This window comes from Parabacteroides sp. PM6-13, from assembly GCF_029892605.1.
In the GTDB taxonomy this organism is placed as follows: Bacteria; Bacteroidota; Bacteroidia; order Bacteroidales; family Tannerellaceae; genus QVMG01.
Window position 1 is genome coordinate 20,185 of the sequence record NZ_JARXWF010000008.1, and the last position, 21,601, is coordinate 41,785.

A 21,601-nucleotide genomic window follows, 5' to 3' on the forward strand; every position below is an offset into this window, starting at 1 on the left:
ATACCAATGTATACCGTAGTATTATTTATTGCTGTTCCTCCCATCCCAATACTCTTGTATTTTCTTCCTATTGTCCTCTCGTTTCTCTTCATACTTCTTGTTGTCTTCATCTATAAACGCTTGGAGCAAGTGAAAAACCACCGAAAGTTTCTCCGTGAAATCAGAAGGGAGTTCACTGCGCCATTGGTAGGCCATAATAGCCATAAATATCTTGCCACGTTCGGAATCTGTTAGTATGGAGAGAATTGTCTCAAATTGCTCACGAACGAGTAAGGGTGGTTGTTTAGGTTTATTTGCCATCTTATCGCCCTCCTTTAACCTTAAAGTACCACACTTTATTTTCTTTACTTATTGGGCAAATTCCCTGATGCGTCCGCTCGATCAGTCCGTCATCTTCCAACTGCCGGATAAGTCTTGTACAGTTAGGCCGGGTTATGCCTGTCGCCTCTGCTGCGTGGTAAGTAGTAGAATGATTGTCAATAAAGAAGGCAAATAAGGCTTGCTTTTGCAAACGGATTCGTTTATCTTTGTGGTGATCTTCTTGCCCTTGCTGCCCGGCGGGGCTTTCTTTTTTTAGTTTCATGCCCTGCGCCCTCCTTCTTTACGTCCAGCTAACTCAAGTGCTAGCTCGGCATCAACTACAATCTTGCGCCCTATCTGCTTAATTGCTTTGTCTATTTTCCCGCTTGCCTTGATCCGGCTTGCGGTAGGAATAGAACAGTTAAATAGTCGGGCAATTCCAGATACACCATAGACATATTGTTTCTCTTGTGCTGTTTGAGCATTCACGTTCTGTCTAAAGTTTCCATGCTCCTGCAAGAAAAGAAACTCTTCACCAGTCATTTGCCAAATTGGTTTGGCTCTTAATTCTACAATATTCATAATCTACTTTTTTATTATCGTTAATTACTTGGTGCGTCCACCTGTTAGTAATCGATTACGATAGCAAATGTATAATTCCGAGTATCAGTAGAAAAGGAAGAATTGTGGGAATAAATATAAAAACAAAAAAGGCTAACTATCAATGTGTTAACCTTGCGTTTTTTGTGATTTGGGAAAGATTGTTTGGCGGTTTGGGAATATTTATGAATTATTTTGATTCCTCGTAGTATTTGGTGATTGTGTTTTTAAAGGTTTTTGGGAAGCTATCTTCTAATAGTTTAATCTTTTTCACATTATTACTGTCTTTATTTACTTGTGGAAACACCCCTGAATCTATTAGTGGCATTACCGTTTTTGCGATAATATCCGCCGTTACACCTTTCTTTATTTTTAGTTTATCAAGAGTATATCCATGTTCTAAAAATTGCTTTATGGTTTCTTTGTTGTCATCACAAATAAATTGTAACTCAGTAATATGCTTTGATATATCCCTTGGCTCTTTCTTTGACTTAGGTAGAACCCTGTATTTGTCATATGATCCGAAGTTTTCTTCATAGTCACTATTTTCTTTTAAGATGTCTACTATGTCGATATCGAAATGAGCATAAATTGATGAAATGTCATAAAGAATTTGTTCTATGTCATTTGTTAAAAAAGTAACGTGATATCCGTTTTTTTCTAATGTTTCCAAACTGAGATAGGAGCAATATAATAGAGCATCTAACTGCTTTGCAAATAATTTAGCATATAAGATGCGATTGTGATGAGATTCTATTTTTAGCAGTTTCTCTGTTAGGTTTTTCTCCAATGCTAACCCTACTTTATAATTGAGACCCTCGACAATTTTCCCCTCTATGTAGTAGAATCTTGATTTAGCATCCTCTATTTTCTTACGGAATGCGCTGGGCTTTTTTTTGCTTACGTCTGGCATTCGATGTTTGGCTTCGTCCGAGTCAAGATATTTAAGATGTTCGTCCATGTTGAGAAGCTTCCACAATACGTCTGGATTTTTCATAAAAAAAACATAGTGCTGTATTTGCTTATCCAGTAGCTTTACAATCGTGCGATAAAGGAAGCCATAAAATCCCTTTTGGTTTTTATAACGATCATAATGAAAGGCGTCATCGATTAGAACATTTATTTCATCAAATACATATTCTAAATATTTCATATTCCATCAAATTTACTCATTGCACTTGCTTTTATCTCATCCGCTATGTCTATGTACGGCTTCATTGCTTTGTAGTCGCTATGCCCTGTCCACTTCATTACAACTTGTGCCGGGATACCTAATGACAACGCATTACAGATAAATGTTCGTCGTCCGCAATGCGTACCGATTAAAGCGTACTTGGGTGTAACCTCATCTATACGTTCATTTCCTTTATAGTATGTTTCCCGGATTGGTTCGTTTAGTTCTGCCAGCTCACAAAGCTCTTTTAGGAACTCATTCATCTTTTGGTTACTGATAACCGGCAGCACTTTACTATTAGGTAAATGCACGTCTTTGTACTTCTCCAGTATTGCCCGGCTATGACTATTCAGCTCAATGATGAGGCTATCGGCTGTTTTTACGGTTGTTATTTCGATATGGTCCTCTTTCACATCACTACGTTTGAGGTTGTACACATCGGAATACCGTAGGCCGGTGAAGCATTGGAACAGGAATACATCCCGGACACGTTCAAGGTATTGTTTACCTTCCGGTATCTTATATTCTCTAAGCTGGGTAAGTTCTTTCCATGTGAGGAAGATTATCTTCTTTTTAGTCGTTTTCAATTTCGGCTTGAACGCCTCGAAAGAAGTGTTTTCGCAATGTCCTTTAGAAACTGCCCAGCGAAGGAACCATTTTAATAGATTGATCTGTTTTTCTATGGTGCTATTCCTCATCCCCACACTATAAAGGTAAGACACATATTCTCGAAGTACATTTTCATTCAACCTATCAAAGGTTAATCCAGGATCAAAATCTTTTATGTGTCCTTTTACTACATTGAGTTTTTTTATAGTTCCTAATGCCCAGTTGTTCTGCTCCCCACATTCAGCCATAAAGAGGTCAAAGTACAGATGAATGTTTTTTTGTTCTTGTCTATCATCGCCATTTTTCTTCCCAAAAGCATCTTTTAATTGATCCGGTGTCGGCGTCGTATCCTGTACCTCAAACTCCTTAAAGACAGCCTCTATTTTAGAATATAGATCCGATAGATCCGAGTTGATTTCGGACGCACTTTGTTTAAGTTTATTTGTACATCCTTTTTTTACTCGCTGTTTATCCAAATCCCATTTTGGCGCATCAATTCGGTAGCCGGTGGTAAACTCTATTCGGTTGCCACAATAGACTACACGCATACGGATAGGCACATTCTCTGTAATAGGAATACCGTTTTTCTTTCGGCTTTCAAGTGAAAAGACTATATTTCGCTTTATATTCATGGGTGCAAAAGTGGGTGTAAAATTAAATCCACACCCAAAAGTACACCCATTTTTTGAGATATGCAACGATATTCTAATATATTTTATTTATCTTTGCGCTTCATAAAAGGCTGGTTAATAGCGTGATTTTAAGATGATATGATATTTTGCAATATAAAAGGTTAAAGAGCGATATGCTCCACAAATCATCAAAAAAGGAGGCTTTCTTTCGAAAGTCTCCTTTTTTGATTACCTCTTCCTGCGGATAAACAGCACTGTCAGGGCGACAAATAAGGCTCACTCCCAAAAGCAAAACCCCACAATAGCATTTGTAAAAACAAAAAACATATTGTATATTTGTACTTAATATGACCTCCCACGCTTCCCGTCAGAACAGCGCACCCGGGGAGGTCTTCGAGTTTCTATATCATTCCTACTACTATGAAATACATTAAGCAACCTCTCTCCATTCAGCAGCAAATAGACAAACTAAAATCCAGAGGATTGATCATTGATAATGAAGAAATTGCAGCTGGCTATCTATCGAATATTAGCTATTATCGCTTAAGAGCTTACACCTATCCATTCCAAAACAATACAGATGAAGAAAAAGATCACCACTTCACTCGAAGCGATATACATTTCAGAGACATCCTTGACATAATCAGCCCTCAGAGTGATTTCAAGAAAAATCTTATTAGCATTATTCAAGACGGTGGGAATTTATTAAAAATCAAAGATATGGGATTCCCTGAAAACTGGGCACATCTTGATGTGTGGAAAGAAATATAAAGCCTCCTTTTTTAATTACCTCTTCCTGCGGATAAACAGCACTGTCAGGGCGACGAAGAAACAAACCACCACCAAACATTGGGGGATAAAGTCTACTTATCAAGCATTCATTTTCTGCTTATTCTTGTCATAAGGGGTTTCGCAATATTCACAAAAAGGTGCGGTAGTGCCATCATAGACAACTTCATTAAAAGCTCCACAAGCTTTACAGTCCCAGGAAATAACTTGCTCTAAGGCGATTGGTTTCTTCAAATTATTCATATTAAAAAAGAAATTCACATAATCTTCTGATGGGGAAAGAGTTAGTATCCCACAATCCTGAAAATCCTGCAGAATGGGCCAAAGTTTTTCAAAAGAATATTTTTCTCCTTTATGATTTATCTGAAAAGTATGTTTGTTGATCCTATTCTTCTCCAATTTCAAAATTTCTAATAAAGAATCTGCCAAAGATGTATATTGTTTATATTTCCCATATTCGATTAACATGAAAAAACCTGCGATCACCCACGAAAGAACCATTGAACGGGGAAGATACTCTTCAAAAGAGCTAAAAGAAATACCCTCCTCTTTCAGAGGCAAAAACAGGCAAAAGCCAATAGTAAATATCAAAAAACCCCAGAACAGAGAGGAGCCCAATGATATTTTATCTGTAATCAAAAACCGGGGGACCTTGCGTAAAGAATTCTTTGAGAAGGCCCGATATATAGCGACCAACGCACCTAAAGGGGCAAAAATAATGGAGAATAAATACATCAAGATAGCACCTATCCCTACTTTATGCACTATTACAAATTTATTTAACATCATATTTCCGTTTATCTCAAATGGGTTCCACAAGTGGAACAATATTTTGATTCTGAGTCAGTCGCTTTCCCGCAATTAGGACATTCCTTTTCCAATTTTTCCCCACACTCCGGACAAAACTTACCTCCGGGACTAAGAGTAAAATTACATACAGGACATTTTTTAGGCATAGCACCACCACATTTGGTACATATCATATTGTTTTCATCATTATCTGCACCACATGTAGGACAAGGATAATACAAATCTCCGCAGTCAGGGCAATATTTTGAATTCCGAAAAATTTTCCCGCCACATTTATTGCAAATAGTAGTGGCCGTTTTTTCTACTGCTGAAGCAGAGGCTATACCTTTACCACAGATGGGGCAAAAATGATAATGATCCGATATGGAGGCATTACAATAGGAACATGCTCTCTGTTTTCCGACTACTTGTTGATTTACATTTTGCATCATGCCACCAACAGCACCTCCTACCCCAAATCCCATACCTAAACCCATACCTGCATTCATGACAGAACCGGTTATTCCTTCATTTTTTGAGGCATTCTCCAGCACATCAAATGAACGTTGTTCTTGATAATTAAACCCCAAAAGATCCATTTCGGCTTTTCTGGATAATAATTGTTTTAAGTGATTTACAGCCGTATCCTCTTCAGGAATGCTAATAGAATTCGTATAAAAATTCAATAACTTAACGCCATACTCTTCGAATAAACGTTCAATATCCTTTTTAATATGCTGAGATATATCAAGCAGGTTTGCCGAGATTTCTAACAAGCTGATCTTCTCTTCAAGTATTTTCTTTGATATGGAAGATTGTATATGGCTTAACAATATCCCCCTGAAACACTGTATTAAATTCCTACTATTAAACGAAGGCAACGTACCAACCAGTTTTATCAAAAAAGATTCCGCATCAGAGATCTGAATACCCATTTGTCCATTAGCCCGTACCGGAACCATTACCCCATAGACGGGATCTTTCAATTGGATAGGTATAGGTGTCCCCCATTTCACATCTAAATTCATTACTTTATTTACAAACCAGACTTCAGCAGTAAAGGGGTTCTTTCCTCCAAAAGGGATGCCATAAAAATTTTCTAATAAAGGTATATTCTCGGTAGATAAAACATGTTTTCCGGCAGAGAATTTTTGAAGCAATTTCCCCTTTCTAAACAGAACGGCCTCTTGGGATTCATTTACTATCAATTGTGTAAATGTTGTCAGGTTTTCCTCTGGAAATTTATAAGCAAAAATATCAGGAGTTCCATCCCATTTTACTACATCTATAAATGCCATAATGATCATTTTATGAATTTGTCCAACAAAAATAGAAAATAATTCGGGATCGAACACTCGTACGAAAGGGAATGACGCCTCCCATCCTGAACCGGCAGTTGAAACTGCCGGCAAGAGATAGGCCTGCGGCCACTCACTCTGTTCGCAGAGAAGAGAGATGTGCACCATTTGGGAGAAAAAAACATCCATGACCTTGCGCATGCGACTAAAAATAGTTACATTTGTATAAACAATCAAGCCATGACAGCAAAAGACAAGTTGATAACTCGCTTTAAGACTTTGCCTAAAGACTTCACCTATGAGGAATTGTGCAAGCTCTTGAAAGGGTTTGGATTTGAGAAAAGCAACAAGGGTAAGACGTCTGGCTCTCGTGTCCGCTTTATTAACTCAGAAAGCAATACTATTATAGATTTGCACAAACCTCATCCCGGTAGCACTATGAAAGAGGGAGCTTTGAAAGATGTTTATGTTAAGCTTGTTTTGAATGGTTTTATAAATAAATAATAGGAGGTGAAATTATTATGGATAATTTGGAATACAAAGGATACTTTGGAAGTGTCGAATATAACAAAACAGACGATTGCCTGGTTGGTAAAGTTCTTGGCATGAGCAAAGATTCTATCACCTATGAGGGAAAGGATATTACAGAACTCAAAGCCGATTTTGAGGCAGGAATAGACAGCTATATTGAAGGATGTGAAGAATTAGGCATTAAGCCGAGAAAAGCCTTTAGCGGCTCTCTAAATGTGCGCATTTCATCCGAAATACATAGCCGGGTTGCTATGCTTGCGGAAAAAGCGGGTATTTCGATTAATGCTTTCATCAAAGAAACATTGGAGGAAAAAGTTTCAACTGCCGGCTTTTAAGTTTGCCATTCTCATAAATATGATCTATATACCCTCCTATATGGTCTATAAAGATCTCTTTCGAGTGGGCATATTTGCGGATATGCGTATAGAGTTCATACCGATGATGTGAGTTTTGCAAATAGGGAATCCTGTTTTTAGTAATCCAGACACAATGAATAGGAATAGATAAGTAAGGCATAGTTTTTGGTTTTGTGTTAATGACATAAATATAGGAATAATATTGTTTAAACAAATTGCACACTATACACCTCTTTAGAGCAAGCGAAGCAAGTGGCCGCAGGCCTATCTTTTGCCGGCAGTTTCAGAGACTGTGTAAAAAACCATATTCACCATGCCTGCCTGTAGTGCTTGCGTAGTGTACACGCATAAAAAGATGAGAGCGTGAGCCACCGGTTCATTCTTAACAATAACCTTGTGTCTCATTTTTGAGGGAGAGCCTGCTTGGACAAATGATTTTCCAAAGTATATTTTGCTCTTTTCCGACAAAAAAGGCTCCCCAGAGTATGTTTTTTGCCTTTTGGGCATAATTTGCTATTCTTTCCAATAATTTGGACATGTCTTCTATATTCATCAAGCGCTTGAGGTTATAGCAAGATGCGTACAAGTCTATTTCAGCCTGTACTTTTCTTTTGCCTGTCAATAGGAGTGGGACTTTGCCCATCCACCGTTTCATGGTTCCAAAAATATGTTCGATATGATCCTTCCTTTCTTTGATAAGAGCCTGGTATTTTTCTGTCTCCATGCGCTTCGCATATTCCTCCCGGAAGGGATCCTGTATCTTGACTTTCAGTCGCCTACCATTTCTAAATGTGGTACATCTTCCAAATAAAGCACAATGCCTGCAATCGGAGGCTTTAGCTTGATAAATAAGATATTCAGCACTCTCTTGCTTGACATTCTTTGGCTTGCGTTTCAATAATTTTCCTTTGCTGCAAGTGTAGCTATCTGTGGACTGGTCATATCTAAATTCAACGCCTGCTTTCTTGTCATGACTACTTGAGGTCCCTTCTTTCAATGGTATAGCGCAAGATGTTATCCCGTTTGATTCGATGGATTTGATTTGATCAATATTATCATATCCTTTATCGGCTTCTACTATTTCGGGAACAAGGCCCAGTTGCTCTTTGGTCTTGTTTACATTATTTTCAATACAGTCTAGGTCAATCACATCGGGAGTCAACTCGGCTAAAACAATCATTTTATGTTTAGCATCTGTTCCGCCTTGAAGGTTGTAAGCGGGAATAAATCCGTCCCGGCTTTTCATCAAGTGGGCATCCGGATCTGTAGGACAATAACTGCTATGATCACTCTGTTTGATTTGACTCTTAATTTCTTCCAGCTCTTTTATCTTTTGCCGCAGACTGACGATTTCTTCCAACAAAGATTTATTGATATCCGCGCTCAGTTCACAGCTATCGAGTGCTTCGGTCAGTTCGTCTGTGTGATCATTGTTGTTTAACTCAGAAAGCCAAGTATGTAATTGGTCTTCCATTTTCTTTATGCGACTAGACAATGCCTTCTCTGTTAAAACCTTTTCTTTAGAAACACATGCCTTTATTTTACTCCCGTCATAAATAATCTTTTCTCCACTGATAAAACCTTCGTCGCGCAAAAAGCGGCGAAAACTCAGCGTTACGTAACGAATTGCTTCTGTATTATCTTTACGATAGTCCGCAATTGTTTTATGGTCAGGGTGAAGATCATGCAACAACCATTTTACTTCGATATTGCGATAGGTTTCAGATTCCAATCGACGACTACTGCTTATCCGATTTAAATAACCATACAGATACAGTTTCAGTAAATCACAAGGATGGTATGACTTACGACCTTTTTCTTTGGTGCCTCTATATTGAAACTTTTCCGGGGATTGCCCATAAAGCATCTCAACCAAAGCATCTATCAGGCGAACGTAATTCTGTTCACCGATACTCTCGTCAAGGGTATTGAAAAGAGAGGCTTGATGGCGAGAAACGCCAGTTTTGTAATGCATAGCTGTTGTTTGTTTGTCTGAATAAATGTAAGAAATTTTATCCAATTTAGCTAATTTGCCACAATGCATTTTTACACAGTCTCTTCAACTGCCGGAATACAAAGAATAAAATAATGACGTATGAAAAGAATACTTTGTCTATTATTCTGTTTACTGTTAGTAACAGCTTGTGAAAGAGAAAAAACACCGCCGTTTGATCATCCGATTATGGGAATTTGGGATGCTAAAGAATATTATATCCCTTATGACGGGAGGACTATTCAAGGTTCCGGAGAGGGTTTTTCTTTTGATGAATACTGGAATGTTATTCAGGTAGCAAGCAACGGACGTTTTATCTATTCTTCTAAATTCGAATTAATAGATGACAAATATCTCTTCCTCAACTTCAACGGGAAATATAAATTTGATGGTAATCTAGAAGGTGGAAGTTGCTATTTGGAAATATTAGAATTTACTCAAGACTCCTTAAAACTTTACGAACACTGGGACAATCCTCTCCAAACCCGTATCTGGACCTTATATCTTCCTGTTTTTTTACTTTGCATCATTACAACATCAGTTTCAAGGTTGATAACTTCACTTGGAAACCCTTCTTTCTGATTGTTTCTTTGCCATAGGAAATAAAATATCCACTAATATTTTAGCACTATGACAGAAGAAATACAAACACATTATGTATGGCATTGCTTTGAGAGTAAGCAGGAGAATCTAAACCAGATACCAAACCTTTTAAAGACATTTTCGGTATGAGCATGCGAACACGTTATGAGGGTTCCTTTTACAGCGTAAAAGGGATTCTCTACCGGATCGAGCTCCTACAGGAAGGGTTTATGGGGAATGCTTCTACTGTAGCATTCGGCAGCGCTCCGTTGGAAATCGAATGGACAGAAACGGATAAACTGGAACCGGTACAAAGCAGTAAGGCTACGCTTACCCTTTTCTCGGATAACGACCGGCAGTTTGTTAATCTCTACACGGTTAAAGCCGGTGATATCCGCCTGGATGAATGATGGATATAGAAGTAAAGAGAAAAAATATTCACAAATAGGCATATTTAACATTCCAGCATTTGCAGGCAGGTAATTTATAAATTACCTTTGCGTTATGAAAAAGGTTAGAGAAGTCATAACCTACAAAGAACACTTTGATAAGTTCTTCGTCAAGCAACCACAAAAGGTACGTGACAAGATTATCAAAGTATTGGATATTATTGAGCAGATCGACCGCATTCCGTCTACATACCTTAAGTATATCGAAGGTACAAACGGATTATTTGAGGTTCGTATTCAGCTTGCAAATAATATCTTTCGCATATTCTGTTTTTTTGACGGCGGAAAACTGGTTGTATTGTTAAGTGGTTTCCAAAAGAAGACACAAAAAACTCCTGCCGGAGAAATAAAAAAAGCGGAGCGACTTATGACTGAATATTACGAAGAGAAAATAAAGGAAGTACAATATGGAAACAAAAACATTAGATCAAATTAAAGGGCAGTATTATGGAGAGATAGGCACGCCTGAACGTGATCGGATTGAAAGGGAACTCGAATCTTTACGCATTGGTTTCAAAATCAGGAATGCCCGTGAACAAAAATCAATGACACAAGCGGAACTTGCCGAACGTATAGACAAAAAACGCACATTCATATCAAAGGTTGAGAATGACGGAGGGAATATTACTCTTAAAACACTGTTCGATATTGTAGAGCGTGGGCTTGGCGGCAAGTTGATTATTGAAGTGCAAATATAAAAACAGCCCGGACGCTTTCGGAAGGATTTATTATATTTGTGCATGAGAACTATATATCCCACAGGTATGGGATGATAATCTCACTGATATGGGATATTGATCTCTCAATTGGGAGATATTAATCTCACTGCTGGGAGACTATTAGTTATGTATTGAGAAATACTTAATTACTCCACAGAACGAAAGAGAGATCTTACAGATATGAAAAAATTAGTGTATACACATAAAAACCAGTAACTATGGCTCGTTATAAATTAGTACGTAATCCTAACCTGGGAGAAGAGGGAAAAGAAATGCCTTATCATGCTCGTTATGTGGCGTATGGAACGGTGGGGTTGGATGAGATGATTGAAAAAATGTCGGACCGGACATCGTTTTCCAGTGCCGATATCAAAGGGATGGCCCAATTGTTTCAAGATATGATTGTCGAGGAGTTACGGTTTGGTAACAATGTAGAAATAGATGGGATCGGTATTTTTACAGCCTCACTTCAATGCCCTCCGGTAATGAACAAAAAGGAGATCAGGGCAGAGTCCATCAGTTTCCGCACCGTGAAATTCCGCCCCTCGATTAAATTATGTAAACGTTTGAAATCACTGCCGCTTTATAAAGCGCCGGAAGAAAAAGAAAAACAGTCGTTCACTCGGGAAGAGAGACGACTGCGGGTATTGGATTATCTTACGCAAAAAGAGCGGATAACAGGGAGTGAATATATGCGGTTGAACCATTGCAGCCGCGCTTGTGCCAGCCGAGACCTTATCGATTTCCGGGAAGAGGGCCTGGTCAAACGACAAGGTAGGGGGCCGACACTCTATTATGTAAAGATGCAGTAACGAATTACTTATTATCTACTATTGTTAAACAGAGATGGAGATAGAGTGAGCATACGCATGAATACGATGAGGTGATGGAGTTGAGAGATTGCGATTATGTAAATTATAATTATTATATTTACAATAATCACAGGTCGTATCACCCCAGCCGTATGGAAATGACCGGGTATTCTGTTCAATTCATGACAAGCAGTTTCAACTGCCGGCAAGAGATAGGCCTGCGGCCACTCACTCTGTTCGCAGAGAAGAAGCGCATACAATTTTCAGGCTTCGCCTCCTACTGATGCTCTGCCCGTAACAGGTCGTTGACTGTTTTGACGGGGTTGAAGGTTTCGGCGGGGACCTCCACGAAGAGGGTGGTCCAGTCGCTCATGGCGCCGTTCCAGAGGCCGGGGAGTTCCAACGCTTTCAGTTCTTTGCCGTCTTTACTCTTTTGGGAGATGAAGCCGGTGTTCTTGTCGATGTAGTGGGGAAGGTTGTATTTATTTCCCTTATGGTCGCGCACGGCACAGACAAGGTCTACCGGGTTGAAATGGGTGCCCTGGTCGAACAGTTTCTTTTTGACCGGGTCGCGCATATCGATCTGCGAGCTTTCGAGTATCTGCAACGAGATAGTACCGTCGGGATTGGTAGCCAGGAACGGGCCGCCTCCCGGTTCGCCCACGTTGCGCACCATACCGCAGACGCGGATCGGACGGGCGAGTTTGTCTTTTATATAGAGGATCAGTTCGGCATCTTCGAGGTATTTGATCTCCGGATTGCGGATGCAAAGCTCGTCTTGTAGGAAATAGATCATCTCTTCCACTTGCGTACGGGTGTATTTGCCGCTCTCGATCAGGTGGAGGTAACGGAAGATACGCTCCTGCAGATGCACCAGTACCCCGCCAATAATCTTCTTATGAATAACCGTGGCAAACTTAAAGCTATCGGGCACCACATTGTCGATGTTCTTGATAAAGATCACATCAGCTTCTATATCGTTGAGGTTCTCGATCAACGCGCCATGTCCACCCGGACGGAACAGGATGCTTCCGTCGGCTTCGCGGAAGGGGCGATTTTCCATATCGACGGCAATGGTGTCGGTACTTGCCTTCTGCACACTGAAGGTGATGTCATATTCGACCGAGAATTTCTCTTCATACACACTTTTCTTTTCCGCCACCAGCTGTTGGAACTGCTCCTGATGCTCCGGAGAGACGGTGAAATGGATGTTTACTTCACCGGTGTGGTTCTTGGCATAGCGGGCACCTTCCGCCAGGTGTTCTTCCATGGCGGTACGGGTTTTTCCGGGATAGTTGTGGAAAAGCAATAGCCCTTTGGGCAGTTGTCCGTAGTTGAGCCCTTTGGATTCTAACAGATTCGCCACGACCTCTTTGTATTGTCCGGCGGCGATCAACGAGGAGATCGATTTCTTTTCGTTCTCCAGGCATTTGGCATTCAACAGGTGATAGAAGGCAAAACGATTGATCTCGCGGAAAAATTCTTTGACCGCGGGCGTGTCCGGCTCTGTCGCCTCCGAAGAAAGGAAGGCATAGAGATCCTTAAACATACGGCTGGCCGCGCCCGAAGCAGGCACGAATTTGACAATCCGATGGTTTTTCGAGAGATAGTTTTCCCAAGCCTCCATGTAAAACGCTTGTAACTCTTTGGGAATTACCTTAATTCCTTTTTCTACAGAGGCAGAAGCGACAATTTCCAGAAAAGGAAACCCTTTGGCAAAATGAGCCAGTTGCTCTTCAATGCGGTGTTTGCTAATTCCTTTAGCAGCTAATTGTTCTAAATCGTGTGCGTTCAACATAATTATCCCGGTATTTGTAGTTAATTCCTGTATAGTTTATGTGCAAATGTAAAAAAATACGGGTAGATACGACAGGTTATGATAGGAAAAAGCTACTTTTACAACATGTTTTACCGTTTGTCCCGCCTAAGACAAACAAAAAAGCAATCACTATGAAAGAGCAGGGGTTCTTTACGGCAGAAGAGAAGAAAGCGTTTTTTACCAAATACAGGTGTTTACTCGACAGTCTTTATTCTTTCCTTGAAAAGGAAGATATCTCTAAGATGAAGCGGTTGATGCGGCGCGTGGTCGCGTTGGATTGTTATGGTCGCGACCGTAATGGCATCAACGGATTGCTTCGTAACATCGATACCGCCTTGATTGCCACGACGGAGATCGGGCTGAAACGGGCACCGGTGATCGCCCTGTTGCTTTACCGCCCGGTGATGAAAGAGCTGATCGACCTCAAAGAGGTGGAAAAGACCTTCGACAACGAGGTGGCACGCCTTATCCAGTTGTTATTGAAAACCTCCGATCTCTATGCCCGGAATACGGCGATCGATTCGGAGAACTTCCACCACCTGCTCTTCTCGTTTGCGGAGGATGTGCGGGTGATCCTATTGATGATTGCCGACCGTCTTTGCCTGATGCGCATGGGTAAGCTATTCGTACGCGAACAGGACCGCCTGCGGCTTGCTTCCGAGGCCTCTTTCCTGTATGCGCCATTGGCCCATCGCCTGGGGCTTTACGCGATCAAAAGCGAACTGGAAGACCTCTCCCTGAAATATACCGATCCGCAGCAATACGATTTCATCAAGCAAAAACTGAACGAGACCAAGCGTTCGCGCGATGCCTATATCGCCGAGTTTATCGCCCCCGTCAAAAAGAAACTGGAAGAGGCCGGTCTGCGGTTCGATATCAAAGGACGAACCAAATCGATCCATTCGATCAACAATAAGCTGAAAAAGCAAAAGATCGAGTTCGAAGGCATTTACGATCTGTTTGCGATCCGGATCGTACTCGACACCCCGACCGAGCGCGAGAAGGCGGAATGCTGGTATGTCTATTCCATCATCACCGATATGTATCAACCCAATCCGAACCGGATGAAAGACTGGATCTCTATTCCCAAAAGCAATGGATACGAGAGCTTGCACATCACCGTGATGGGACCCGGCAAGCGTTGGGTGGAGGTACAGATCCGTACCGAGCGCATGGACGAAGTGGCCGAGCGTGGACTGGCTGCCCATTGGAAATACAAAGGGGTGAAAGAGGACAAAGGATTGGATGAATTCCTGACGGGCGTACGCTCTGCCTTGGAGAACAAAGACAGCAGCCCGATCGACCTGATGCAGGATATCCGGATGAACCTCTTCAAGGATGAGATCTATGTGTTTACCCCTTCGGGCGAACTGATCAAACTGCCGCAGGGAGCTACCGTCCTGGACTTTGCCTTCGCCATCCATACCGGCTTGGGAAGCAAATGTATGTCGGCCAAGGTGAACGGCAAAAATGTGCCAATCAAGCATGTTTTGCAAAGCGGAGATACGGTTTCCGTATTGACGTCCCCCACCCAGTCGCCCAAACAGGACTGGCTGAATATGGTAGTCACCTCGAAAGCCCGCGCACGCATCAAGCAGGCCCTGCGCGAAGAGGCCGCCAAAAGTGCCGAATTTGCCAAGGAGACATTGCAACGCCGCTTTAAGAACCGGAAGATCGATGTCGACGAGTCGATCCTGATGCGTTATATCAAGAAGAAAGGCTTCAAGACCATCACCGATTTCTATGTGGAGATTGCGGCCGAACGGCTCGATCCCAACGTCGTGATCGACGATTACCTGGAACTGATCCGCCGTGAGACAGAGGCGCATGACCCGACGGATGTGCGCAGCGCGGAAGAATTTGTACCCACGCAGCATCTTCACGAAGAGGAGGCGACCGGCAAGGATGTACTGGTGATCGACCGCAACCTGACCGGTGTCGACTACAAACTGGCGAAATGTTGCAACCCGATCTTTGGCGACGAGATCTTCGGCTTTGTCTCTACCCAGGGCATCCGCATCCACCGCAAAGACTGCCGCAACCGCGCCGAGATGGAGCGCCGCTTTGGCTATCGCATGATCGAAGCCAAATGGAGCGGCGAAGGAACCAGCGGCTACCAGGTCACCCTGCGGGTGATCGGGCGCGACGACATCGCGATCGTGACCAATATCACCTCGGTGATCGGCAAAGAGAGCAGTGTCACCCTACGTTCCCTCAATATCGACTCGGTGGACGGCCTGTTCCAGGGCAATTTCACCGTAATGGTCAACAGCACCTCCTCGCTCACCTCGCTGGTCAAAAAAATCAAAACAGTCAAAGGCGTCAAGTCCGTAGAACGACTGGATGCAAGGGGCTAAATAGTACCCATGCAAAGAGGGGCGTCCTTCGCAGGATGCCCCTCTTTGATTATCTTATGCTTACATAAATCAGTTAATCGGTTTTGGTTGCTTTCGATTATACTAATAGTTTCGTTTGTATCACATGACAAAGGTAGCCGCTTCACCCCCGGCGGGCAATACCTACAAATATGTATTTTCCGCTGTCTGATACCTGAGCATAGGTATAGTCTGTTGGCTAATAAGCTAATAATAACTACCTTTGAGTAGTAAAACAACATATTATGTATAAAATCGGAAAATACCAGGAGACGGATAAGATGAGCGACCTGATATGCGAAAACTATCCCATGGTGTTGGTCATGAGTCGTTTTGGCATCGCTTTAGGGTTTGGTGAAAAGAATATCGGCGAAGTGTGCCGGCAAAACCAGGTAGACACCTGCACCTTCCTGACGGTGGTCAACTTCCTGGTCGAGGAAAAGAATACGCCATACGCTATGGGCGAGATAAACGAATGTCTCTCCCTGGAGACACTGATGAGCTACCTGCATAACGCCCACGATTACTTCCTCAACTTCCGCCTGCCACATATACGGCGCAAACTGGTGGAGGCGATCGAAGACTGTCCGAAAGATGTCGCCTTCGCCATCACCCGCTTCTTCGATGAATATGCCGGAGAGGTTCACAAGCATATGATGTATGAAGAGAAAAACGTATTCCCCTACGTGCGCGGCCTGCTCCAAGGCAAGAAAGATCCGAAATACAACATATCCATCTTTATGAAACGCCATGATCAGATCGAGATGAAGATTGTCGAACTGAAGAATATCCTGATCAAATACTACCCGGGAACCGGAACCAATCTATTGAACAGCGTCCTGTTTGATATCTTCGCGACGGAATCGGATCTGGCCTCCCACAACCATGTCGAGGACTATCTCTTTGCACCGGCGATTAAGGCATTGGAAAAACAACTAAGCTGATCGACGCATGGCAACCACACTGACTATCGCAATTGCCGAACATTCGGAGATCATCCGGCAAGGCCTGGAGCAAATCCTCAAACGATTGCCGGATTTCAAAATACAATGTGTCTCCATCGGAGCCTATGAGCAGCTACACGAGACACTCAGCCTCTCGGATCCGGATCTACTGATTATCAACCCCACCTTCCCAGGTGCCTTCCCCTTGGAACAACTCAAGGAGACAACCGGCTGTACACAAATGAAATGTGTCGCGCTCATCTATGCCGCCTTCGAGAATTATCAGCTACGGGTGTACGACGAGCATTTCCATATCTACGACACCCCCGAGGAGCTCCTGCATAAGTTGGAACGAATGCACCTAAAGAAGAGCCCGACCGCCTTTCAGGAGAGCGAGCAACAGACCCTGAGTGCCCGGGAAAAAGAGATTGTCGTTTGTGTCGTGAAAGGAATGACCAACCGCGAGATAGCCGAACAACTCTTCCTATCGACCCACACCGTGATCACCCACCGCCGGAACATCGCCCGCAAATTGCAGATACACTCGCCCAGCGGCCTGACGATCTATGCGATTGTCAACAAACTGGTGGAGCTGAGCGATATAAAGCAATAATCTTCTATAATCATTACTTTTAGTTTATCTTTGCGCAAAATAATTATTACATCATGCGCAAGACCGTTTTATTGGGTGTTTTATTGATTGTGTGCACCACCCTGTTTGGAGAGAGTAGATACTATGTAAATGGAGAAATCGGTAACGATGAGACCCACACCGGGCTCTCCTGGGAACAGGCATTCGCCACGCTCGACAAAGCGTTGGAGATGACCGAAACGTTGGAGGATCCCGTGATTTATATCGCCCGGGGAACCTATTATCCGAGTAGTTATAGGGGGATTGATGGTTGGTTAAAGTATGATTATACTACCGACACACCCCTTTCCGAAAATGATTATACTTTCCTGATTCGTAATAATGTCAAGATATATGGAGGATTCCAAGGAGATGATCCCGATGAAACCATCGGAGATAGAGACTTGGTCACTAATCGTACTATCCTAAGCGGGAATCTGAAAGAGGGGAAAATAACAGAGAATGATATTACAGCTTGCCATGTACTATTGCTGGTAGGTGACGATCCGGGATCGCCTATCAAACCCTACCTTGACGGGTTATATATAACCGGAGGAAAAGCAAAGGGGACAAGCATATTCTATGATGATTTTGAATATATTATGTATGATGAATACGCTTATATAAAAGATCAGTTCATCTATTATAATTACGGGGGCGGTATATACGCCAAAAACGCTTCATTCAGCCTTACCCAGAGCGCAGTCGCCGGAAATAATGCCTATATGCAAGGGGGCGGTATCTATATAGAATCCTCTTCGCCGGAGATCTCTTATACGACTATATCGGGTAACACATGTACACAATCTGGGGCTGGCATAGCCAACGATCAGGCTACACCGACACTCTCCAATGTGACAATAGCCGGCAACTACACGAAAGGTGAAGGAGGTGCTATTTATAATTATAATAAATCCCACACAACTATACTCCATTCTATTATCTGGGGAAATATCAATTATGAGAATAAGGCCAGCAATATAGAAAATGATTGGGAATTGGATTGTTCTTTTATTCTCTCCCATAGCTTGATAGAGGGTAGTAGTGAAGAGGGCTTTTTCAACGAGAACATGATACTGGGAGAGGAAGGCACGGTTTATGACCACGATCCGGGCTTTGTCAACTTTGTCAAACCGGTGCCGGGTGCTTCGCCCACCACCGAAGGCGACTATAGCCTGTCGCCTACCAGCCCTTTCTTCTTTGTGAACGGTATGTTGTTTGCGGAGGAGGAGATCACAGAACCCACCGTTATTCCCAGCGAAAACGGTATTATTTATGTCAAAGCCGGTGCCGAAGGGAAAGGGAGTAGCTGGGAGGATGCCCACCCGTCGCTGGCGGAGGCGATCCACTTCAACAACAAACAGGAAGAGCCTGATACTATCTATATCGCAGCAGGCACCTATATTCCGGAAGCTTTCAGCACAATAACATCAGAGGAACTCAGTAGCAGCAGTACCTTCCGGATCACTAAGAGTATGCATATCTACGGAGGATTCCGGGGCGACGGCGAGGAGACGATCGAAGAGCGTGACCTGATAGCGAACCGGACCATCCTGAGTGGTAAGCTCTCTGAAGATGTCTTTGCCTATCATGTGATGGAGATCTATGGAGGGAAAGATGCCAATCTTCAACCCTATATCAACGGACTGACCATCCGCGACGGGAGAGCCGACGGAGAGAATAGAACAAGCATGAACTCCGCAGGCTTTGAAAACAGTAACGGTGGCGGGCTCTATAACCACAACGCCGCCTCGACCTTCGAGCAGGTCACCTTCGAAAACAACTATGCGACAGGATATGGCGGTGCGATCTACAACAAACGTATGTATGCTGATAAGAACCCATTGACACTCACCCTGCGCGATGTCGATATCCTACTCAATAAAGCGGAAAAGAATGGTGGCGGGCTCTGGAACCAAGACCTGGTAGCAGGCGAAAGGGTACGGATAGCAGGCAACGAGGCAGGTGAGATAGGTGGTGGCATCTTCGAATCGGGCGTTACCTATCTTTGGTACTCCTCGATCACCGGCAACAAGGCAGGTAAAGGGGGCGCCTTGGGCACGCATATGGTGAGTATGACCACCTATGAAGAGGATGTATTTCCGACGCTGAAAGAAACGTTTACCCGCGCCGGATCGAGCTCTTCCTGGGAGACCAATATCTCACTCAGCAAATTGGATAATACACTGATTGCCGACAACCAGGCAACCGAAGCGGGAGGAGCCATCTACACCGTACACAATACCATCTCCCCACTCTCTTTCCCTATGCGTATTCCTATCATCACCAACTCCATCGTCTGGGGGAATTATGCCGATGGGGTTGCCAATTCGGCGAATGTCGATTTAACGGTTTCATCGAACAGCCTTATCTACGGATCTACTTACCCCAACAACAACCTGTTTTCACAAGAGCCTATGCTTGTAGGGGGCGGCGACCCGACAGAAGATGGATGGGTACCCAATGCCGACGGTGACTATAAGGTGCATTACCTCAGCCCGGCTATCGGCATGGCAGACGACGGGGGCATATTGGCAGGCCTCCCGGTGTACGATCCATTCACGGCGGGCAAGGGGCATATTCTTTATGTCAATCAATACGCGAAGGGAGACGGCAGTGGCAAAGACTGGCAAAACGCCACGACTTCGCTGGCCGATGCCATTCTCCTGAACAATGCCCTGGAAGATCCCTATACGCTCTTCGTAGCCCAAGGCACCTACCACCCGAAATACCGAAACGGCCTGGAGCCCTATCGGAACAGATCGTCGCTGACCGATCGCGACAATACCTTCCTGATCACCAACAACCAACAGATTTATGGTGGCTTCAAAGGGAATGATATGAGCGAAACCATCGACAGCCGTAACCTGAAGCGCTATCGGACAATCCTCAGCGGCACCTCCTGCGACGAAGAGGCTACCGGCTCGGCCTACCATGTGGTGGTAGCCAGAGGCAACGACCCCGAAGCACCCATCACTCCCCTACTCGATGGCCTGACAATCAGCGGAGGCCGGGCAGATGGCGATCTTTCGGTATGCGGCAATCAGCTGGCACAATCGCAAGGAGGCGGTATCTATCATCTGTATGCCGACAGCAAATTGGTACGCATGCGATTCGAAGACAATGAGGCCCTGCAGGGAGGAGCTATCTATAACGAACAAAGCGCGCCTCTATTGGTGAACGCGCTTATAACAAAGAATAAAGCGACAAAAGGCGGCGCAATGTATAACCAATCCTCTTCGCCGCTCCTGGTCAACGCGACCGTGGCCGATAACCAGGCAACCGAAGCCGGAGGAGGGATCTACAACCACGCTTCCGAGGCAGAGGTGCGCAACACGATTGTATGGGCCAACCGCAAAGCAACCGAGATCAACAATGTGGTAAACACGAACGAATCGGCCACCAATTATGCCTATAGCCTGTTGGAGGGGGGAGCGGAAGAGGGAACCATCCACCTGAATCCGAAGTTCACCTCCGGCTATTATCCGCAGACCAACGAAGCAATCCTCTGGTGTTCCTCGGTGGAGATGTATAAAGAAAACGGCGTATCGCTCTTCGACCTGGACGGACAGCCGCGTCTGAGCAACAATGCCCGAACCATCTATATGGGCGCTTTCGAGACCTTGCTGCCTATCATAGAAAATAATCCGGCCATCGTTTACCATACCGTTATTGTGCCCGAGGAAAAAGGCGTGGTAACCGATCCTGTTCCCGGCACCTATGAGCTGCCGGCAGGAGATCGCTTCCTCATATACATCACGCTTGAAGAAGACTATTCCGAGTCGGACATCCGTATGTTCGTGAACGGAGAAGAGGTCAAATTGCAGGAGTTTACTCCCCGCCACTACCATGCCTCCTTCCCGACAAGCTGGACGACAAACAGAATCACCTTCGAGGGGATTGAAAAGAATATACCCACTCACAACGCATCGCTCGAACAGGAATTATGGCAGGTATATGCCACTTCGGGCAAGCTACACATCGTTCCGTCAGGGAAAGCCACAGCGGTGTCGGTCTATAGCGCCGCCGGTATGTTGTGCTTCTCACAGACGCTACACGAATCGGTAACGATCCCGTTGCCCGCGGGTATTTACTTCGTGCGCGCTGAAGAGATGAGTTGGAAGGTGATAATAAAATAATTATCATTACATTTGTCTTGTTCCTGATTTCGATCAGAAGAGAAAACCAACTAATGTTCA

The 21,601-nt window shown here is 43.7% G+C and carries 21 protein-coding genes; 12 read left to right on the forward strand and 9 right to left on the reverse strand.

Going from position 1 to position 21,601, the window contains the following annotated elements:
• Positions 1–21: 21 nt before the first annotated feature.
• The 5 genes from M2134_RS08835 to M2134_RS08855 all read right to left on the reverse strand — a co-directional run bounded on the left by M2134_RS08835 (position 22) and on the right by M2134_RS08855 (position 3,315).
• Positions 22–300: a DUF6291 domain-containing protein gene (locus tag M2134_RS08835; protein ID WP_280746604.1), complete on the reverse strand. Its 279-nt coding sequence runs from the start codon at positions 298–300 to the stop codon at positions 22–24.
• A 1-nt stretch (position 301) separates the two neighbouring features.
• Positions 302–583, reverse strand: coding sequence for a helix-turn-helix domain-containing protein (locus M2134_RS08840; RefSeq protein WP_280751386.1), 282 nt, complete (start codon positions 581–583; stop codon positions 302–304).
• Complete coding sequence (locus M2134_RS08845; protein ID WP_280751385.1) at positions 580–882, reverse strand: DUF3853 family protein; 303 nt, start codon at positions 880–882, stop codon at positions 580–582. The genes M2134_RS08840 and M2134_RS08845 overlap by 4 nt, the downstream gene beginning before the upstream one ends.
• 208 nt (positions 883–1,090) lie before the next feature.
• Positions 1,091–2,053, reverse strand: coding sequence for a hypothetical protein (locus tag M2134_RS08850; RefSeq protein WP_280751384.1), 963 nt, complete (start codon positions 2,051–2,053; stop codon positions 1,091–1,093).
• On the reverse strand, positions 2,050–3,315 hold the full coding sequence (locus M2134_RS08855; RefSeq protein WP_280751383.1) for a site-specific integrase: 1,266 nt from the start codon (positions 3,313–3,315) through the stop codon (positions 2,050–2,052). Before M2134_RS08855 ends, M2134_RS08850 begins: the two co-directional genes overlap by 4 nt.
• Positions 3,316–3,735: 420 nt before the next feature.
• Here M2134_RS08855 and M2134_RS08860 point away from each other — a divergent pair, with 420 nt between their 5' ends.
• Entirely contained in the window at positions 3,736–4,086 is a 351-nt protein-coding gene (locus M2134_RS08860; RefSeq protein ID WP_280751382.1) for an Abi family protein, read from the forward strand.
• Positions 4,087–4,185: 99 nt separating this feature from the next.
• Here M2134_RS08860 and M2134_RS08865 read toward each other — a convergent pair whose 3' ends face one another.
• Entirely contained in the window at positions 4,186–4,893 is a 708-nt protein-coding gene (locus M2134_RS08865; protein ID WP_280751381.1) for a hypothetical protein, read from the reverse strand.
• Positions 4,894–4,901: 8 nt separating this feature from the next.
• Positions 4,902–6,392, reverse strand: a complete 1,491-nt coding sequence (locus tag M2134_RS08870) for an SPFH domain-containing protein (RefSeq protein WP_280751380.1) — start codon at positions 6,390–6,392, stop codon at positions 4,902–4,904.
• A gap of 39 nt (positions 6,393–6,431) precedes the next feature.
• Between M2134_RS08870 and M2134_RS08875 the strand changes: the two genes are divergently transcribed.
• Together M2134_RS08875 and M2134_RS08880 are read left to right on the forward strand one after the other, a co-directional pair.
• On the forward strand, positions 6,432–6,695 hold the full coding sequence (locus tag M2134_RS08875) for a type II toxin-antitoxin system HicA family toxin (protein WP_280751379.1): 264 nt from the start codon (positions 6,432–6,434) through the stop codon (positions 6,693–6,695).
• Positions 6,696–6,712: 17 nt separating this feature from the next.
• Positions 6,713–7,057, forward strand: a complete 345-nt coding sequence (locus M2134_RS08880; RefSeq protein ID WP_280751378.1) for a type II toxin-antitoxin system HicB family antitoxin — start codon at positions 6,713–6,715, stop codon at positions 7,055–7,057.
• Positions 7,058–7,460: 403 nt separating this feature from the next.
• Here the strand turns inward: M2134_RS08880 and M2134_RS08885 are convergent, their stop codons facing one another.
• Complete coding sequence (locus tag M2134_RS08885) at positions 7,461–9,053, reverse strand: IS1182 family transposase (RefSeq protein WP_280751377.1); 1,593 nt, start codon at positions 9,051–9,053, stop codon at positions 7,461–7,463.
• Positions 9,054–9,173: 120 nt separating this feature from the next.
• Here M2134_RS08885 and M2134_RS08890 point away from each other — a divergent pair, with 120 nt between their 5' ends.
• The 5 genes from M2134_RS08890 (at position 9,174) to M2134_RS08910 (ending at position 11,633) form a co-directional block, all read left to right on the forward strand.
• Positions 9,174–9,653, forward strand: coding sequence for a hypothetical protein (locus M2134_RS08890; RefSeq protein ID WP_280751376.1), 480 nt, complete (start codon positions 9,174–9,176; stop codon positions 9,651–9,653).
• 146 nt (positions 9,654–9,799) lie between these two features.
• Positions 9,800–10,063: a hypothetical protein gene (locus M2134_RS08895; protein WP_280751375.1), complete on the forward strand. Its 264-nt coding sequence runs from the start codon at positions 9,800–9,802 to the stop codon at positions 10,061–10,063.
• A gap of 94 nt (positions 10,064–10,157) precedes the next feature.
• Positions 10,158–10,538 carry a type II toxin-antitoxin system RelE/ParE family toxin gene (locus tag M2134_RS08900; RefSeq protein WP_280751374.1) on the forward strand — a complete coding sequence of 127 codons (381 nt, stop codon included), beginning with the start codon at positions 10,158–10,160 and terminating at the stop codon, positions 10,536–10,538.
• Complete coding sequence (locus tag M2134_RS08905) at positions 10,510–10,800, forward strand: helix-turn-helix transcriptional regulator (RefSeq protein WP_280751373.1); 291 nt, start codon at positions 10,510–10,512, stop codon at positions 10,798–10,800. Before M2134_RS08900 ends, M2134_RS08905 begins: the two co-directional genes overlap by 29 nt.
• A 239-nt stretch (positions 10,801–11,039) precedes the next feature.
• A complete protein-coding gene (locus M2134_RS08910; protein ID WP_280751372.1) occupies positions 11,040–11,633 on the forward strand; it encodes an HU family DNA-binding protein in 594 nt (197 codons plus the stop codon).
• 277 nt (positions 11,634–11,910) lie between these two features.
• Here the strand turns inward: M2134_RS08910 and M2134_RS08915 are convergent, their stop codons facing one another.
• Positions 11,911–13,431, reverse strand: a complete 1,521-nt coding sequence (locus M2134_RS08915; RefSeq protein ID WP_280751371.1) for a DUF4301 family protein — start codon at positions 13,429–13,431, stop codon at positions 11,911–11,913.
• Positions 13,432–13,583: 152 nt separating this feature from the next.
• Here M2134_RS08915 and M2134_RS08920 point away from each other — a divergent pair, with 152 nt between their 5' ends.
• From M2134_RS08920 to M2134_RS08935, 4 genes are all read left to right on the forward strand, one after another.
• Positions 13,584–15,809 (forward strand): TGS domain-containing protein, encoded by a 2,226-nt coding sequence (locus tag M2134_RS08920; RefSeq protein ID WP_280751370.1) that lies wholly within the window; start codon positions 13,584–13,586, stop codon positions 15,807–15,809.
• A 263-nt stretch (positions 15,810–16,072) separates the two neighbouring features.
• The gene (locus M2134_RS08925) at positions 16,073–16,771 is read left to right on the forward strand and encodes a hemerythrin domain-containing protein (RefSeq protein ID WP_280751369.1); all 699 of its coding nucleotides are present in this window, start codon (positions 16,073–16,075) and stop codon (positions 16,769–16,771) included.
• A gap of 7 nt (positions 16,772–16,778) precedes the next feature.
• Positions 16,779–17,384: a response regulator transcription factor gene (locus M2134_RS08930; RefSeq protein ID WP_280751368.1), complete on the forward strand. Its 606-nt coding sequence runs from the start codon at positions 16,779–16,781 to the stop codon at positions 17,382–17,384.
• Positions 17,385–17,437: 53 nt separating this feature from the next.
• Positions 17,438–21,541, forward strand: coding sequence for a right-handed parallel beta-helix repeat-containing protein (locus M2134_RS08935; protein ID WP_280751367.1), 4,104 nt, complete (start codon positions 17,438–17,440; stop codon positions 21,539–21,541).
• Positions 21,542–21,601: the final 60 nt, after the last annotated feature.